Source organism: Mesorhizobium sp. M0037 (assembly GCF_040323635.1).
Lineage (GTDB): Bacteria > Pseudomonadota > Alphaproteobacteria > Rhizobiales > Rhizobiaceae > Mesorhizobium.
In genome coordinates, this window is the sequence record NZ_JAMYVB010000011.1 from 107,416 (window position 1) to 123,908 (window position 16,493).

Below are 16,493 nucleotides of genomic sequence, written 5' to 3' on the forward strand. Positions count from 1 at the left end.
CTCCGAACGGAAGCTCGCGCCTCCGACTCCGGGCCGGCGATGCGCTCTCGCTGCTCGGTCAGACCATCCATTCTGTGGATGCACTTTATCCAAACAATCGATTTCACTGATCCAAACAATTCCCATTAGAAGACGCTGAAGCAAGAAAGAAAGGCGTCCTCACTCGCTGATAGATGAGCAAATCAGCTGCAAGGTGCTTGGAGTACAGTCGCTCACGGCGTGAGCTGAGCGGCACTCTGACCGCATGTACGAATCCGTCAGGTTAGCGGCGCAACTCTATTTTGCTGTGACTCCAAGCAAGAGCAGGTGTGCTCGGCTGGCGGACTGTCAATGACGAGCCGCGCGCCGCATCTGTCGAAGTGCTCCATAGAGCAAGGGGCGGGCCGCACATTGTGTCGGCGTGGCGAGCCGAAGCCGAAACTTTAAACTTTAATAGAGCAGGAATAGAATGGGTGATAGCAGGAAAGTTGCTCTTATTACGGGCATAACTGGACAGGATGGTGCCTATCTTGCCCGTCTTCTTCTCAAAAAAGGCTACGTCGTTCATGGGATTAAGCGACGTTCCTCTTCCTTCAACACGGGTCGTATCGAAGACGTCTACCAAGACCCGCACGAATCCGATCCGCGCCTAGTCTTGCATTACGGTGATCTCACTGATTCGACTAACCTCATCCGCGTGGTTCAGGAATCTCAGCCAGATGAAATTTACAACTTGGCTGCTCAGAGCCATGTCCAGGTGTCGTTCGAAACACCTGAGTACACAGCGAACGCGGACGGTATCGGTACATTGCGACTTCTTGAGGCGATTCGCCTCCTCGGTCTGACGGACAAGACCCGCTTCTATCAAGCCTCGACTTCAGAGCTATACGGCCTCGTGCAGTCCGTACCGCAGAACGAAACGACGCCCTTTTATCCGCGCAGCCCTTACGCCGCCGCCAAGCTCTACGCCTACTGGATGGTCGTCAATTATCGCGAGGGCTATGGTATGCACGCTTCCAACGGCATTCTTTTTAATCACGAAAGCCCCCTTCGTGGCGAAACTTTTGTGACGCGCAAGATCACACGCGCTGCCGCTGCTATCTACCTGGGCAAGCAGGACAAGCTTTATCTCGGCAATCTCGATGCTCAACGCGATTGGGGCCATGCGCGTGAGTACGTGCGAGGTATGTGGATGATGATGCAGCAGGATCAACCGGATGATTACGTGCTGGCTACGGGTAAAACGACCCCTGTCCGCCAATTCGTCGAGTGGGTCTTCGAAGATGTCGGCGTCGAGATCGAATGGCGTGGCCAGGGAGTCGACGAAAAGGGCTATGATGTAGAGACCGGCAGATGCCTAGTCCAAGTAGACCCACGCTACTTCCGCCCCACGGAAGTCGATCTTCTCCTGGGTGACGCTACCAAGGCGAAGGAGAAGCTCGGTTGGGTGCATGAGACATCCGTGCGCGAGCTTGCCGCGGAAATGGTCCGGGAAGACCTAAAGGTCATGCAGACATCGGTAATAATGAAGGAAGCGTAATGTATGATCTGAAGGGAAAAACCGTGTGGGTCGCGGGCCACAAAGGTATGGTAGGCAGCGCTGTTGTACGCCGCCTCGCGTCTGAAGACTGCAAAGTTGTGGCCGCCCCTCGGGAAGAGCTAGATCTCAAGCGACAGACTGAGGTCGAGAACTTCGTGGCAGTGACGAAACCGGACGCTATTGTCATGGCGGCGGCAAAGGTAGGCGGTATTCTCGCGAACTCTACCTATCCGGTCGACTTTCTTTACGACAATCTGGTGATCGAGTCCAATATCTTCGCGGCAGCCCACGATAACAATGTCGACCGCGTCCTCTTCCTCGGCTCGTCTTGCATCTATCCGAAGATGGCACCCCAGCCGATTCCTGAGAACGCGCTCTTGACCGGGCCACTAGAGCGAACCAACGAATGGTACGCCGTCGCCAAGATCACCGGCATCAAACTGGCTCAAGCCTATCGTCAGCAATATGGCCGCGACTACATCTCGGCTATGCCGACGAATCTCTACGGGCCAGGTGACAATTATGACTTGCAGTCAGGCCACGTCATTCCAGCGCTGATCCGGAAAGCGCATGAAGCTAAGCTCATAAGTGATAAGCAAATCACCATCTGGGGCACGGGCACACCACGCCGGGAATTCATGCACGTGGACGACTGCGCCGACGCATTAGTCTTCCTTCTGAAGAACTACTCTGGCCATGACCACGTCAATCTCGGCTACGGACAGGACATCACGATCCTAGAGCTGACCAGAATGATCTGCGGTGTAGTCGGATTTACTGGGGAGATCGTGCATGATAACTCTAAACCCGACGGCACACCGCGAAAGCTGATGAGCGTCGACAAGCTGCGCACTTTGGGATGGGCGGCAAAGATCAGTCTCATGGAAGGCATCGAGAGTGCCTATCATGCATTTCTGAACGGCAGCTACACCGAACGGCGATAGACAATGAGGATTTGCTGCATCTCAGGCCTGTGGCGCTTTTGCGACCCAGAGCATGAATTGGGACGGAGACAACTCGATTGGCGAGCATTCATGTGAGGCAGCGGCGAGGAGGCCCTGCCGGACCTCAGCGCCATCCGCCCGAATCGTCGCCGTGAATGTCACGGTGCGCTGCCCTCGCTGACGCCGACCGCATCAATCCTCACAAAAGCGTAGCCGTCGAGAACCGAACCCGTCAATGGTAACGAAATGTACTTCTGTTTTTATCGCAGGCATTTGTCGGTAGGCATTCCGAACAGGCCAAGGTTTGAGTAAAAACACGGTCAGCAACGTCGGACTAGGTATGAATTTCGGAACAAGTGGATTACGGGGCCTAGCGACAGAATTGGCAGGAGCCGCCTCTGCCCTATATGCAACGGCATTCGCGACATTCCTGTTGGAATCCGGCCTGGCCAGAATTGGCGACGAGATACTCATAGGGCGCGACTTTCGCGCCTCGAGTCCGGCCATCGCCGCCGTCTGTGCGGCGGCGCTGTCCGCGCTCGGCTTCATCGTGGTCGATTGCGGCGCAGTCCCCACCCCTGCCCTGGCACTGTATGCTCAGGCGCGTAAGAGTGGTTGTTTGATGATCACAGGCTCGCACATTCCGGCCGACCGTAATGGAATAAAATTCTATCGACCCGACGGTGAGATCGACAAAGGTGATGAGCGGGAGATAACGCGCATCGCCTTGCAGTTGGAGAAGCGCGGATACGTCCTTGAAGGTGCTGTTGCACGTCGGCAGCACCGGGAGGCCGAATGCAAGGCCTTGTTCATGGCGCGCAATCGAAAGCTTATGGAGATTAATGCTCTAAAGGGCTTAACGGTGGGCGTATATCAGCACAGCACAGTCGCGCGCGATCTCTTGGTTGACATTCTCTCATATCACTGTGCGACGGTCGTAACCCTGGGACGTTCGGAAGTTTTCATTCCTGTCGACACTGAAGCGGTCTCTGACGAGACTGCTCAACAGTTCAAGCTCTGGGCCAAAGAGCATCGGCTTGATGCGGTCGTCTCGGCAGATGGCGATGGTGACCGCCCACTGGTAGCTGACGACCATGGAGACCCCCTTCGCGGTGATTTGTTAGGCCTGATTACGGCGAACTTCCTGCAAGCGAAGGCAGTCGTCACGCCGGTCACATCAAACTCTGGTATCGAGACCGCAGGTTCTTTTAAAGTCGTGCGTACCAAGGTTGGATCGCCATTTGTTATTGCTGCCATGCTCGATTTGGTTGCGTCGGGTCACGAGCGCGTGGTTGGTTTCGAAGCAAACGGTGGTTTGTTGACCGGCACGGACTTTGACCCGAACGGAACTAAACTGCCAGCGCTACCTACACGCGACAGTTTTCTCCCCATCCTGGCGGCACTTTCCCTTGTTAATACAAGTGGGCAGCCACTGTCGGAGATTGGCAGTTCCTTTCAATTGCCGGCGGCGGCGGCGGATCGCTTGGAAAATTTTTCCGTCGAAAGCAGCACTCGCCTCATGACATACCTTCGTACAGCGGAAACTAACATCGCCGCCTTCGTCGGGTCGATTGGAGTGGTAAGCAAGGTTAGCGATGTTGACGGACTTCGTATCACTCTCGCGGATAAGCGTGTCTTGCATTTGCGACCATCCGGAAATGCCCCGGAAATGCGGTGCTACGTCGAAGCCGAAAATCGGGAGGACGCGGAGCTTTTGCTCCGGACTGGATTGAATCGAATTCGTAATTGGACGCAAGGCTAAATAAAAGCCGCCTCCCTGCGTATTCCAGGTGACCCTCCAGGTCGCACAAGCTACTCAAGCGCGATCAGAACGTCCACAGTGTCCCGGCCCCTGTCCGCTTTGAAGCGAACCGGAACGCCCGTGGAAACAGCCGATCCGTACCAGCCACGGAGCATCCGGTAGCTCATGGTCAAGGCAGCGCCTTCCGGTAGCGAACAGCCGGTCCCGCACTGACCGCCTGCGCCGCATGTACGATGGCGTTGGTGTCCAGGCCGTGGTGACGGTATAGGTCCGCAATAGTCCCCGTCTGGCCGAACTGCTCGACCCCGAGCGCCTTCACGCGATGCCCGTTAACCCCACCGAGCCACGCGAGCGTCGCCGGGTGGCCGTCGATCACGGTGACGATGCCGCAGTCACGCGATAGCGGCGCGAGCAGCCGCTCGATATGACTCAGGGCGCCAATCGCGCCACGCTGCCGGGCACGTTCCGCCGCCTGCCAGCCCGCATTAAGCCGGTCCGCGGAGGTGATCGCGAGCAGCCCGACATCGCGCCGGTCCTCCGCCAGAAGACCCGTCGCGGCAATCGCCTCCGGCGCGACGACGCCTTGATAAGCAATGACGACACTCGCGTTGGGCCCAGGCGGACGCAGCCAATAGGCGCCATTGACGATGTCCCGCGCGAGCGCCGGGTTCATGTCGCGCAGCGGCTGCTCGAGCGGCCGGGTTGACAGGCGAAGATAGACCGATCCTCCGGTCTGATCACGCAGCCACGTCGTCTCATCCGGATCCCCCTCGCCATTACGTTGCATGTAATCGAAGGCAAAGCGCATGATCACGGACAGTTCGTCGACGAAGGCCGGTTCGAAGGCGCAAAGCCCATCCTGCGCCATGCCGATCAATGGGGTGCCGATCGACTGGTGTGCTCCGCCCTCGGGCGCTAGCGTCACGCCCGAGGGCGTTGCGACCAGCATGAAGCGCGCATCCTGATAGCAGGCGTAGTTTAGCTGGTCGGCCGATCGGTAGATGAAGGGATCATAGACTGTCCCGATCGGCAGCAGGCGCACGCCATTGATCGAGTGCGAGAGACCGAGCGCCCCGAGCATGATCATCAGGTTCGACTCGGCGATCCCGAGCTCGAGGTGCTGCCCGTTCGGCCCAAATTCCCAGGTAAAGGTCGACGGAATGCGTTCGGCCTTGAAGGTGTCCGCCATGGTCTCCCGGGCGAAAAGGCCGCGCCGGTTGACCCAGCCACCGAGATTGGTCGAGACCGTCACATCGGGCGAGGTGGTGACAATGCGGTCGGCAAGCAGGCTGCGCTCGCGTGCGATGTCGTTCAGGATCTGGCCGAACCCCATCTGGGTCGAGAGCGGCTTGCCGGGCTGCCCCGGTGACGGAAGGGTTTCAGGCACCGGCACCGGCGGCGCAGACAGCCTCCTATGCCCCTCACTGAAGAACGGCGCCTTTGCGAAGAAGGCGTCAAGTTCCGCTTCCGGCAAGGTGGCGGCCGCCCATTTGTCCCACTCCTCACCCCGCTTTACGCCCATTTGCAGGCGGTAGTCTTCCATCTGCGTGGGCGTCATCTGCCCCGCGTGGTTGTCCTTGTGTCCGGCAAGCGGCAGACCGTAGCCCTTGATGGTGTAACAGATGAAGCAGACGGGACGGTCATGCCTGGACGCCGCCTCGAAGGCTTCGAGGAGGCTCGGCATGTCATGCCCGCCAAGGTTCGTCATCAACGCCTGCAACTCGTCGTCGGAGCGGCGTTCGATCAGAGTGGTGACCGGCCCTTGGTCTCCGATCTCGTCGAGCAGCCGCTTGCGCCAGGCAGCACCCCCTTGGAAGGTCAGCGCCGAATAGAGCTGGTTCGGACAGCGCTCTATCCACTCGAGCAGCTTCTCGCCCCCCGGCTCGGCAAAGGCAGCCTCTTGCAGAGCCCCGTGGCGCAGGACCATCACGTCCCAGCCGAAGTTGCGAAAAATCTGCTCGAAACGCTGCCAGAGGCCCTCCCGGATCACGGCGTCGAGCGACTGGCGATTGTAGTCGACCACCCACCAGCAGTTCCTGAGCCCGTGCTTCCAGCCTTCGATCAGGGCCTCGTAGATGTTGCCCTCATCCATCTCGGCGTCGCCGATCAGGCTGACCATTCGGCCCTCGGCACGCTCCTTCATCCAGCCGTGACCCGAGACGTAGTCCTGCACCAGCGACGAGAACAGCGTCTGAGCAACGCCGAGACCCACCGACCCGGTCGAGAAGTCGACATCGTCGACATCCTTCGTCCGCGAAGGGTAGCTCTGCGCGCCCTTGTAGCCGCGGAAGTTCATGAGCTTTTCGTGGGTCTGGTTGCCCGCCAGATACTGAAGTGCATGGAAGATCGGCGCCGCATGGGGTTTGACCGCCACCCGATCCTGCGGGCGCAGGACCGAACCGTAGAGCGCGGTCATGATGGTACTCAGCGACGCGGACGAGGCCTGATGCCCCCCGACCTTGATCTCATCGCCCTCGCGGACGTGGTTGGCGTGGTGGATCGTCCAGGCTGCGAGCCAGGAGACGCAGCGCTCGATCTCGTGCAGATATTCCAGTTTCCTCGTCATTCAGTTCCCCGCAAATCAGCTGCCGGTCTCACAGGACCCCGCCCAAATGGTCAAAGATCGAGTTTCAACACACCTGTCGCGCGCGACACGCAGGGGATGAAGCGGTGGCCGCGTGCCTCCTTGGACAGGACGGCATCCCGATGGATCGGCTGTCCCGCCAGCATTGCGCATTCGCAGGTCCCGCACACCCCGTTCTCACACGAGGCCATCAACGGCACACCGGCCGCACGCAAGGCGGCCAGTGCCGTGGTCTCAGCCGAAACCTCAACCACCCTGCCCTCAGCCAGTTCTATGACGAATGGTTCCGGTGGCGCGCCATCAAACTCGGGAGGCTGGAAAGTTTCGAAATGAACAGTACCCTCGGGCCAGTGTTGAGCCGCGCGCCCCACAACCGCCATGAAGCCAGGCGGTCCGCAGTAGTATGTCTGCGCGTCGTCCGAACGGTTCGCCAGCAGCGCGGCGATGTTCTGCCGGGTCTGAGGCTCGTCGTCGAAATGGATCCGCACATTGCCGCCAGGAAGATCGCTCCCGATCGCCGCCAAGAGTGGCGTGAGCGCCCGGCTGCGGGTGAAATAGTGCAACTCGAAGGGCTTGGCCTGCCGGGTGAGCGCGCGCGCCATGGCCAGAATCGGGGTGATCCCGATTCCCCCTGCCAGCAGCAAAGTCGGCCCCTCGCCTGGCTTGAGCGCAAAATGGTTGCGTGGCGCGGAGACAGGCAGTGTGGAGCCGACGGCAATGGTTTCGTGGATCCACGCCGAGCCGCCACGGCCGTCATTCTCGCGCTTCACCGCGATGGTGTAGCGGCCAAGCTCGGTCGGGTCGCCGCAAAGTGAATACTGACGCACCTTCCCTTCAGGCAGATGGACGTCGACGTGAGAACCCGCTTCGAACGCCGGCAGCACAGGTTTGCGTGGGTGTTTCAGGTCGATGACCAGCACGTCGCCCGGCTCCTTGCGGGCGGCGGTCACGGTCAGCTTCATGATGATGCGCGGCGAGGCCATGGCGTTCACTCGTCGATGGGCAAGATCAGATCACCGGGGCGGATCACGCCCCCGACCTCGATTGTGCAGTTCAGGCCGGAGCGGTTCAGAAGCCCCTCGTAGAGACCCGGAAGCCCGAGCAACTCCTCGATATACTTGCACGGCACATTCATCCGGGCGGCCCTGAGAATCGTTTCCCCGACCCGGAAGCGTTTGCCGACAAGATGGCTAAGCGGAACGCCTCGTGTCGTCAGATTGCGCCGGTGATCTTCGGGTGCGAGCTTGGCCTTGAAGCCCGGAATTCTGGGTTCGCCCTGCGCGATGGCGTCCATGACTTCAGCTTCGATCAGCGTCACTTCGCGAACGTCAGGACGCGCGGAATAGGTCCCCGTCCCCAGGTAGTAGCGGTCTCCGACAATGCCTTGGCCGGCAATAAGCTGCGCCTGCGCCAGCTCCTCCATTTCATAGGAGGCGGCAGGCGCGATATGGACGTGAAGCAGCTTTCCTCGCCAGGTCATCATCGCTCTCCGAAATTCGTCCGTGGAAACCTGCTGCAAAACTGGCCTGATCAACAGCGCCAGTTGCATGGCATTTTCCCGGTCCAGTTGGCTGTTTGGAAAGAAATACGGGGGGCCCTCGGACCGTTTTCAGCGCCAGCTTTCGGCGTCGCCCCGGCTCAGTTGTTCCGCGCCGGCATCGCGTCTTGCACCTGCTTGACAACCTCTCGCAGGACCTCAACGCCCTTCCCGATCTGCCGAATGCTCAAGGCGGCATAGCCCATGACAAGTCCGACGCGATCGGTGCGGCCTTCGTCCGATGGCCGTTCGTAGAGCGGCGAGATCAGGTGTAGCCCCAGGCCAGCGTCGCGGGCGGATTCGACCAAGGCCGTTTCCCGCGATCGTGGCAGGTCATTGAACCAAACCGCGACGTGCAGTCCCGCATCTGCTCCCTGGACAGTGATGCGATCCCCGAAGCTGTGCTGCAAGGCACCCAACAACGTTTCCCGACGCTCGCCATTCAGCCTGCGCACACGGCGCACATGGCTTTCGTAGCCGCCGCTCTCGATCAACGATGCCAGCGCTTCCTGTTCAGCGACCGGCGAATGCCGGTCTGCGAATTGTTTGGCGGTTGCGAAGACCTCCTGCAATTCGGGCGGGACGACGAGGTAGCCGATGCGCAGCATCGGCGAGAGCGTTTTGGAGATCGTGCCGAGGTAGATGACAGCCCCGTGGTCCTCGAGACTGTGCAGCGGAGGGACCGGATTGATGTCGTAGCGATATTCGCTGTCGTAGTCGTCCTCGATCACATAGGCGTTGTTGTGCCGCGCCCATTTCAGAAGCTGATGGCGGCGCGCGATCGGCATGACGCCGCCCAGCGGAAACTGATGCGATGGCGTCACATAAGCCAGTCGTGCTCCGATCCCCGCTAGCAACTCGGTCCTCATCCCGTCTTCGTCGACGATGACCGGGATGGGTGAGGCACCCGTACTGGCAAAGACCTGACGCGCCATCCTGTAGCACGGATCCTCGATGACGAAACGGTCGGCGGGATCGAGAAGCAGGCGCGCGCACAGATCAAGGCCCTGCTGCGAACCGTTCACAACTATGATCTGGTCGAGGTCGCAGCTCAGGGTCCGGGCGCGCCAGAGATAGCCCTGAAGCGCCTGGCGAAGCCGGCGCGAGCCGCGAGGATCGTCATAGGCAAGACGCAGCGGGCGCTGCCCCATCGCCTCGTTCATCGCGCGTTTCCAGACCAATGAAGGGAAATCCGACGGCGCGAGGTCGCCATAGCGGAACTCGACCTTCAGCCCAGTCGGCAGATAATCTGGCCAGGGTGACGTCGCGCGCAGCCGCTCGCCATATGCGGACAGGTGGATTGGGCCGACCCGTTGCGCGTGAGTGCGCCCCGTCCCATGGCCCATCAACGAAGACGCAACGCGAGGTCGTGCGCCTTGACGGACTTCGATGAAACCCTCCGCAGCCAGTTGTTCATAGGCGACCGTCACCGTGGTTCGCGAAACGCCGAGGTCATTTGCCAGGGCCCGGGAGGATGGCAACTGACTGCCGGTTTCGTAGACGCCGCCGAGGATTTGCTCGCGAAGGGCTTCGTATATCTGGCGTGCACCCATCGCGTGCGAGCGCGCTGCAGACCCGGCACTTGAAGACTGGACCATCTCTTTCATCGCCAACTGGATATTTCACATTGGCCAGGTTGCCGTCAATCTTTCGGAACCCCAAGAGAGATCGCAGAGGCCGAATGACCAGCTCCCATCAATCCGAAACCGATGCTCCCACGGGGTCGCTCAACCGCACCAGCCCCGGATTTGCCACCCGGGCGATCCATCATGGCTACGATCCGGCCGGCTTTTCCAATGCCGTCCAGCCGCCAGTGTTCCTGACGTCAACCTATGGGTTCGAAAGCGTGGCAGCAAACGATGCCGCCGCCGCCCTTGGTGGAAGGCTCTATGCGCGCGAATACAATCCCACGACCGAGATCCTCGAGCAGCGGCTCGCGAATCTGGAAGGAGCCGAGGCAGGGCTGGTTGTTGCCTCGGGGATGGCGGCCTTCGGCACTCTGATCCTGTCGCTCCTGTCCCAGGGCGATGAACTCATCGTCCACAAGACGCTTTATGCGAACACGCTTGCCATGGTCGAACAGGCGGTCCCCCGCTTCGGCATCAAGGTCGTCGCGGTCGATCTGTCAAATCCTCACAATCTCGATGCTGCGATCACCGAGCGGACGCGGCTGGTTTTCTTCGAGACGCCGGTGAATCCGCTGAGCCGCATCCTCGACATAGCGGCAATTGCCGAGCGCGCTCACGCGCGCGGTGTAAGGGTTGCAGTCGACAGCACCTTCGCCTCGCCCGCGCTCCAGCGACCGCTTGAGCACGGGGCGGACATCGTGCTCCATTCGATGACCAAGTACATCAATGGTCATGGCGATGCCCTTGGCGGGGCGCTTCTCGGCGACGCCCAGACGCTCCGTACGCTGCATGAAACGGGCCTGCGCTACATCACCGGCGCAGCGCTCTCGCCCATGTCAGCTTTCCTAATCCTGCGCGGTCTCAAGACGCTGACGCTGCGTATGGAACGGCACAGCGCCACAGCCCTTGCGGTGGCTCGGGCGCTGGAAGCGCACCCGGCGGTGGTATTTGTGAGTTATCCGTTCCTCGACTCGCACCCTGATCAGGTGACGGCGCGAAAACAGATGTCCAACGGATCGGGCATGTTGGCCTTTGGCCTCCACGCTGGATACGAAGGAGCGCGCCGGATGATGGACCGGCTCAACCTGATCATTCGCGCCGTCAGCCTCGGCGATGCCGACAGCCTCATCTATCATCCAGCAAGCCTCACCCGTGCTCGGCAGCCGATCCGCAAGGATGCCCATTTGGCCGATGGAGTCGGCGAGGATCTCATGCGTCTCTCGGTGGGGCTTGAAGACGCTGATGACCTGATCGCCGATCTGCGGCGGGCTTTGGACGTCTTGTAATGACCTGGCGTGCGGCCACCTCTGCGCTCACACATAGATCTGGAGCCTTGCCATGGCATTCCTGAGCGGTCTTTCCGCGTTCCCCATCACCCCGACCAATCGTGACGGCCGCGTCGATAGCGTTGCCCTGCGCAGGCTGATTGCTCGGCTTGGCATTGCTCAGGTCGATTCCATCGGTCTTCTCGGCAGCACCGGCACATACATCTATCTGTCGCGCGAGCAACGGCGGCGGGCGCTCTCCGAGACCTTGGACCAAACGGCGGGGCAAATGCCGGTCGTGGTGGGTGTGGGCGCGCTGCGCACCGATGAAGCCGTGGGGCTCGCGCAAGACGCCAAGGCCCTTGGAGCAGCTGCGGGTTTGCTTGCCGCCGCCTCCTACACCCCGCTTACTGATGACGAGGTGTTCGATCATTTCTCCACTGTGGCGCGCGAAAGTGGCCTGCCGATCGTCGTCTACGACAATCCAGGAACGACGCATTTCCATTTCAGTCCACCCCTTGTCAGCCGCCTGGCAAAGGTGGCTGGGATTGTCGCCATCAAGAATCCGACAGACAAAAGCGATGCGATCAAGAACCACCTGACCGCCCAGAGGCGCACACTGCCGGAAGGGTTCTCGATTGGTTACAGCGGCGACTGGAACGCCGCCGAGGCCATGATCGCCGGCGCCGACACATGGTACAGCGTCCTCGCGGGCATCCTGCCCGAGGTCTGCATGACGATCGTCACAGCGGCGCAACAGGGCGATGCGGCCGAAGCGCGACGGATCAATGCCGCGCTGGTCCCGATCTGGAGCCTCTTCAAGGAGTTCTCGAGCCTTCGCGTCGTCTATGCACTCGCTGAATTGCTCGACGTTTGCAGTGCCGAACCCCCGCGTCCCATCCTGCCTCTGCCCCCAGCATCGAAGCGCCAGATCGCCGCCGCGTTGAAAGGTTTGCCATCGGATGCCAGCCGGTGAACAGCAAACCCCGTTCGGCAAGTGAAAGGTATTTACCCGCTCATTTCGAGAACTGATCGAAAACAACGCACTCGGCGTGCTGATAGCCATGGCTGGAGCGGTCTCGACGCCAATCACACCCCCTTCGAACTCGACAATCGACTGCGGAGGTACAGACTGCGCAGGGCACTCCGCCCATGCCGCACCGTTCGCCTTCAAACTAGGAATCGGTGGTTTATCCATTGGAATGGCATCGAGCCGGCGCTTTACTTCCGGCCCGGTGCGCGCATTGAAGCCGGTGCCAATGCCGCCGGCGAACACCAGATTTCCGTCCTCGACATTCGCCAGAGCACGCTTCCCGACCGCCGTAACTGTTGCCGGGTTCGCAGCCGATGACGATGAACTCATCACTCAGCACGCATTTTGTCTCACCCATTCTTGGCGCCGGCCGGATCGATATGGACTGACACGCAGCTTGGAGACGATGCCCATCGAGGCCGAACTGGGAGACTTGCGCGAGAATGTCGCTGCCGCCGCTGATCTCGTCGCTCAGAACGATGCCGTTTGGCGGCGTCTCAGCAGGTTAACTAGCGCTTTGCGCCGATCGACGAGTGGCCGATCGCGAAGACCCTCGCCGTCGATCTTGAGCAGGTCGAAGCCGGCAAGCATGGTCCTGACGTCTCCCGCCGCGGCCAAGAGCCCGCTGAAGACTGGGAATGCGCGACAAGCCTTCTGGTCAACGACGAACGCCTCACCGCCTATTACGCGTCCGAGGCGCCGAGCTCGGCCACCGCCCGGGACGATAGCCGGAAACCTGAGGGTCCAGTCGTGGAGGTTGCGGGTCGAGGTAGGCCCCCATCGATAGTAGTCCCATTTCATTTCGTGTAGCCAATCAGGGCCCTGCCGGACGCGGCCGACCAGCGGCCGATGTTCGCGACGACCCGAATGTCCAGTCTCGTGTAACCCAGCCTAAAGCGGCCTGTCCGCCCAAAAATGACATTCAGTTGCCTCCAGCCTTTCGACACGACCCACTTCACGATCGCGTAACTCGCCAACCTAGCGGCTTGTTGCTTGAGCTGCGCGTTCCTACGGTGTGGTCGCTAGGCCTCAGCAACAAGAGCTCGGTTGCCAGGCGGGCGGAGGCTCAACGAGATAGCCAGCTCAGGACAAGGAGAGCAAGCAATGGTCGCTTTTACCCTCAATGGCGAGGCGCGAACACTCGACGTCGATCCAGAGATGCCGCTGCTCTGGGCGGTCCGTGACGTCATCGGACTCACGGGAACGAAATTCGGTTGCGGGCTTGCCCAGTGCGGCGCTTGCACGGTTCACGTTAACGGCATGCCGACGCGCTCGTGCCAGACCGCAGTCGGCGACATCGAAGGAGTCTCGATCACCACCATTGAGGGTGTGTCGGGCAAGATAGGCGAAACGGTCCAGGCCGTGTGGGCCGAGTTCGACGTACCTCAATGCGGCTATTGCCAGTCTGGCCAGATCATGTCGGCCGTGGCCCTCCTTACAGAAACGCCTAAGCCGACGGACGATGATATTGATTCGGCGATGAGCGGCAACCTCTGCCGCTGCGCCACCTATCATCGCATCCGCGCGGCCATCCACGAGACCGCCAACCGGCTGGAGACTTGAGGCATGTCGCAGTTTCTCTCGAAGCATACTGCCGTGCGGCCCACGCGCCGCTGGTTCCTCGTCGGCGCGGGCGTTACCACCGGCGGCCTCGCAGTGGGCTACCGGCCAGTGCTGGCCGCGCCCGACATCGCACAAACGACCCCTGCAAAGGTTCCGGCGAACCCCTTCCAGACCTATGTCGAGATCACAAAGGAGAACCGAATCATCATCCACTCCTCGCAGTTCGAGATGGGACAAGGCTCCTATTTCGGCATCGCCACCCTGGTTATGGAAGAGCTCGACGGCGACTGGGCGCAGGTGGACGTGGTCGGCGGATATGGCAATACCGCGTTCTACGGCAATCTCGCCTGGGGCGGGGCCGCACAGGCAACTGGTGGCTCCACGTCGATGGGCTCGTCGTGGGAACGCTACCGCAAGGCGGGTGCTGCCGCACGGGCCTTGCTGGTGGCGGCCGCGGCGCAGCGGTGGGACGTGCCAGCCGGCGAGATCAAAGTCGCTTCCGGGGTCGTGTCGCACGCCTCAGGGATGCAGGCGCGCTACGGTGACCTGGCTGAAGCCGCAGCGGGAATGCCGGTTCCCGACGACGTGCCGCTAAAGCCGCGCGACAAGTGGGCCCAGATCGGATCGGACAGCCTCAAGCGCTACGATTCCGCCTGCAAGACCAACGGCGCGCAGACCTACACGATCGACCTCATGATGGAGGGACTCCAGACGGCCGTTATGATCCATCCGCCGAAGTTCGGCGCCGAGATCGAGAGCTTCGACGCAACCAAGGCCAAGGCACTCGACGGCATTGTCGATGTCGTCCAGACGCCGCGAGGCCTTGCCGTGGTTGGCAGGGACACCTGGACGGCGCTGAAGGGCCGCGACCTCGTGGAGGTGACCTGGAACGAGGAGAAGGCCGAAGAGCGCGGCACGGCCGAGATCATGGCCGAATACAACAAGGCAGCAGACGATCTGGGCGCGGCCACCGCGCGCGACGACGGTAACACTCCCGCAGCGTTCGCCAGTGCTGAGAAAATCATCGAGGGGCACTACGAATTCCCCTATCTTGTCCATGCTTCGATTGAGCCACTCAACGCGGCCGCCCGAATCAACGAAGACGGCACCATCGATGTCTGGGGCGGACACCAGATGCCCGACCTTTATCAGGCGGCTGCCGCTCAGGTAGGCGGCACCACGCCGGACAAGGTGAGGCTGCACGTGATGAAGACCGGCGGCAGTTTCGGCCGCCGCGCGGTCTTGGATGCAGATGTCATTATCGAAGCTGTTTCCACAGCGCGTGCACTGGGACGCGGCAAGCCAGTGAAGGTGCAGTGGACCCGCGAGAATGACATGCGGGGTGGGCGGTACCGGCCGGCCTATGTGCACGCAGTCAAGGCGGGGCTCGACAAGAAAGGCAATGTCGTCGCTCTCCATGACCACATCGTGGGTCAATCGGTCTTGGGCGGTTCGACCTCTGCGGCGATGATCAAGAACGGCATCGATCCAACCTCCGTAGAGGGCGCCACCAACCTGCCCTATGCGATCCCGAACCTGAAGGTCGAGCTGACCACCACGGACGTGAACATCCCGGTGCTGTGGTGGCGTTCGGTAGGCTCCACCCACACCGCTTACGCGGTGGAAACCATGATCGATGAGCTCGCCGCCGCTGCGAACCGTGACCCGGTCGACTTCCGCTTGTCAATGCTCGGTCACCATCCACGGCATGCCGCCGTGCTTAAAGTGGCTGCTGAGAAGGCAGGCTGGGACAAGCCTCTGCCGGAAGGCCGTTTCCGCGGCGTGGCCCTGCATGAAAGCCTCTCGACCTATGTCGCCGATGTGGTGGAGATCACCCTCAACGATGAAAATGGTTTCAAGGTCGACCGCGTCGTCTGCGCGGTAGATTGCGGCACCGCGATAAATCCTGACCAGATTCGCGCTCAGATGGAGGGCGGTATCGGATTCGGGCTAGGTGCGATCCTCCAGGAGGAGCTGACCCTGAAGGGCGGTGTCGTAGACCAAGAGAACTACGATACCTATACACCGCTCAGGATCGAGCAGATGCCGCGAGTCGAGGTGCACATTGTGCCGTCCGAGGAGCCGCCCACGGGAGTTGGTGAGCCAGGTGTGCCGCCGATCGGCCCGGCCGTCGCCAACGCGCTACGGGCGGCGACGGGCAAGACTATCCGCAAGCTGCCGATTATAAAGAACATGTCAGGAATGACACCATGAAACAGCCGCGATGAAGATCGCGCCGTTTTCGAACGCCTCCTGACAGGCGCTCATTTCCATGGGTCAAATTCCGGCGGCTGCCTGCTCCAATATCCGGTTTGGAGACGGCACCCCGTGTTCTGAACGACCACAGACGGGCCTTGGCGCCGGTTCCACTGAAGAACCGCTTTCGAGACGCAAATGCGTCCACTCCATGAAGAGCACAACCGTATAGCACCAGGAAGGCTAGCTACCTCCATCGCTTCGGAGACCCAGGAACCCTCAGAAAACCGAACCTCCAGAGCTCAGAGGCGCTCGTGATCACAATCGCGCTGGTGCGTGGATCATTGTTCAAGGGTTTGTCAATAGGCAGGCGAGATGACCGATCGACATGATCTTCGCCCGATGCCCTACAAACACAATGCCAGCCGCTGTCACGGAGTCGCGAAGACGAAGGCAATGAGG

11 protein-coding genes are annotated in these 16,493 nt (G+C 60.9%); 7 read left to right on the plus strand and 4 right to left on the minus strand.

What is annotated here, in order from left to right; genetic code table 11:
- Positions 1-448: 448 nt before the first annotated feature.
- The 3 genes from gmd (at position 449) to NKJ78_RS18055 (ending at position 4,225) form a co-directional block, all read left to right on the plus strand.
- Positions 449-1,519 carry a GDP-mannose 4,6-dehydratase gene (gene gmd / locus NKJ78_RS18045; protein ID WP_352562559.1) on the plus strand — a complete coding sequence of 357 codons (1,071 nt, stop codon included), beginning with the start codon at positions 449-451 and terminating at the stop codon, positions 1,517-1,519.
- Complete coding sequence (gene fcl / locus NKJ78_RS18050; RefSeq protein WP_352562560.1) at positions 1,519-2,463, plus strand: GDP-L-fucose synthase; 945 nt, start codon at positions 1,519-1,521, stop codon at positions 2,461-2,463. Before gmd ends, fcl begins: the two co-directional genes overlap by 1 nt.
- A 340-nt stretch (positions 2,464-2,803) precedes the next feature.
- Complete coding sequence (locus NKJ78_RS18055; RefSeq protein ID WP_352562561.1) at positions 2,804-4,225, plus strand: phosphomannomutase; 1,422 nt, start codon at positions 2,804-2,806, stop codon at positions 4,223-4,225.
- Positions 4,226-4,394: 169 nt separating this feature from the next.
- Here the strand turns inward: NKJ78_RS18055 and NKJ78_RS18060 are convergent, their stop codons facing one another.
- The 4 genes from NKJ78_RS18060 to pdxR all read right to left on the minus strand — a co-directional run bounded on the left by NKJ78_RS18060 (position 4,395) and on the right by pdxR (position 9,953).
- Positions 4,395-6,791, minus strand: a complete 2,397-nt coding sequence (locus NKJ78_RS18060) for a transketolase (RefSeq protein WP_352562562.1) — start codon at positions 6,789-6,791, stop codon at positions 4,395-4,397.
- Between the two features lie 50 nt (positions 6,792-6,841).
- Positions 6,842-7,792 (minus strand): PDR/VanB family oxidoreductase, encoded by a 951-nt coding sequence (locus NKJ78_RS18065; RefSeq protein ID WP_023697831.1) that lies wholly within the window; start codon positions 7,790-7,792, stop codon positions 6,842-6,844.
- A 5-nt stretch (positions 7,793-7,797) separates the two neighbouring features.
- Positions 7,798-8,289, minus strand: coding sequence for an MOSC domain-containing protein (locus tag NKJ78_RS18070; protein ID WP_352562599.1), 492 nt, complete (start codon positions 8,287-8,289; stop codon positions 7,798-7,800).
- 158 nt (positions 8,290-8,447) lie between these two features.
- On the minus strand, positions 8,448-9,953 hold the full coding sequence (pdxR, locus tag NKJ78_RS18075; RefSeq protein ID WP_023697829.1) for a MocR-like pyridoxine biosynthesis transcription factor PdxR: 1,506 nt from the start codon (positions 9,951-9,953) through the stop codon (positions 8,448-8,450).
- Between the two features lie 74 nt (positions 9,954-10,027).
- Here pdxR and NKJ78_RS18080 point away from each other — a divergent pair, with 74 nt between their 5' ends.
- The 4 genes from NKJ78_RS18080 to NKJ78_RS18095 all read left to right on the plus strand — a co-directional run bounded on the left by NKJ78_RS18080 (position 10,028) and on the right by NKJ78_RS18095 (position 16,049).
- Positions 10,028-11,260: a trans-sulfuration enzyme family protein gene (locus tag NKJ78_RS18080; protein WP_352562563.1), complete on the plus strand. Its 1,233-nt coding sequence runs from the start codon at positions 10,028-10,030 to the stop codon at positions 11,258-11,260.
- A 52-nt stretch (positions 11,261-11,312) separates the two neighbouring features.
- Positions 11,313-12,215, plus strand: a complete 903-nt coding sequence (locus NKJ78_RS18085; RefSeq protein ID WP_352562564.1) for a dihydrodipicolinate synthase family protein — start codon at positions 11,313-11,315, stop codon at positions 12,213-12,215.
- Between the two features lie 1,161 nt (positions 12,216-13,376).
- Positions 13,377-13,835 carry a (2Fe-2S)-binding protein gene (locus NKJ78_RS18090; protein ID WP_352562565.1) on the plus strand — a complete coding sequence of 153 codons (459 nt, stop codon included), beginning with the start codon at positions 13,377-13,379 and terminating at the stop codon, positions 13,833-13,835.
- A gap of 3 nt (positions 13,836-13,838) precedes the next feature.
- Positions 13,839-16,049 carry a xanthine dehydrogenase family protein molybdopterin-binding subunit gene (locus tag NKJ78_RS18095; protein WP_352562566.1) on the plus strand — a complete coding sequence of 737 codons (2,211 nt, stop codon included), beginning with the start codon at positions 13,839-13,841 and terminating at the stop codon, positions 16,047-16,049.
- Positions 16,050-16,493: the final 444 nt, after the last annotated feature.

Bases quoted from the DNA above. Each gene is read 5' to 3' on its own strand.
- NKJ78_RS18080 (WP_352562563.1), top strand. From the start codon at position 10,028: ATGACCAGCTCCCATCAATCCGAAACCGATGCTCCCACGGGGTCGCTC.
- NKJ78_RS18060 (WP_352562562.1), bottom strand. From the start codon at position 6,791: ATGACGAGGAAACTGGAATATCTGCACGAGATCGAGCGCTGCGTCTCC.
- fcl (WP_352562560.1), top strand. From the start codon at position 1,519: ATGTATGATCTGAAGGGAAAAACCGTGTGGGTCGCGGGCCACAAAGGT.
- gmd (WP_352562559.1), top strand. From the start codon at position 449: ATGGGTGATAGCAGGAAAGTTGCTCTTATTACGGGCATAACTGGACAG.
- NKJ78_RS18070 (WP_352562599.1), bottom strand. From the start codon at position 8,289: ATGACCTGGCGAGGAAAGCTGCTTCACGTCCATATCGCGCCTGCCGCC.
- NKJ78_RS18090 (WP_352562565.1), top strand. From the start codon at position 13,377: ATGGTCGCTTTTACCCTCAATGGCGAGGCGCGAACACTCGACGTCGAT.
- NKJ78_RS18085 (WP_352562564.1), top strand. From the start codon at position 11,313: ATGGCATTCCTGAGCGGTCTTTCCGCGTTCCCCATCACCCCGACCAAT.
- NKJ78_RS18065 (WP_023697831.1), bottom strand. From the start codon at position 7,792: ATGGCCTCGCCGCGCATCATCATGAAGCTGACCGTGACCGCCGCCCGC.
- NKJ78_RS18095 (WP_352562566.1), top strand. From the start codon at position 13,839: ATGTCGCAGTTTCTCTCGAAGCATACTGCCGTGCGGCCCACGCGCCGC.
- NKJ78_RS18055 (WP_352562561.1), top strand. From the start codon at position 2,804: ATGAATTTCGGAACAAGTGGATTACGGGGCCTAGCGACAGAATTGGCA.
- pdxR (WP_023697829.1), bottom strand. From the start codon at position 9,953: ATGAAAGAGATGGTCCAGTCTTCAAGTGCCGGGTCTGCAGCGCGCTCG.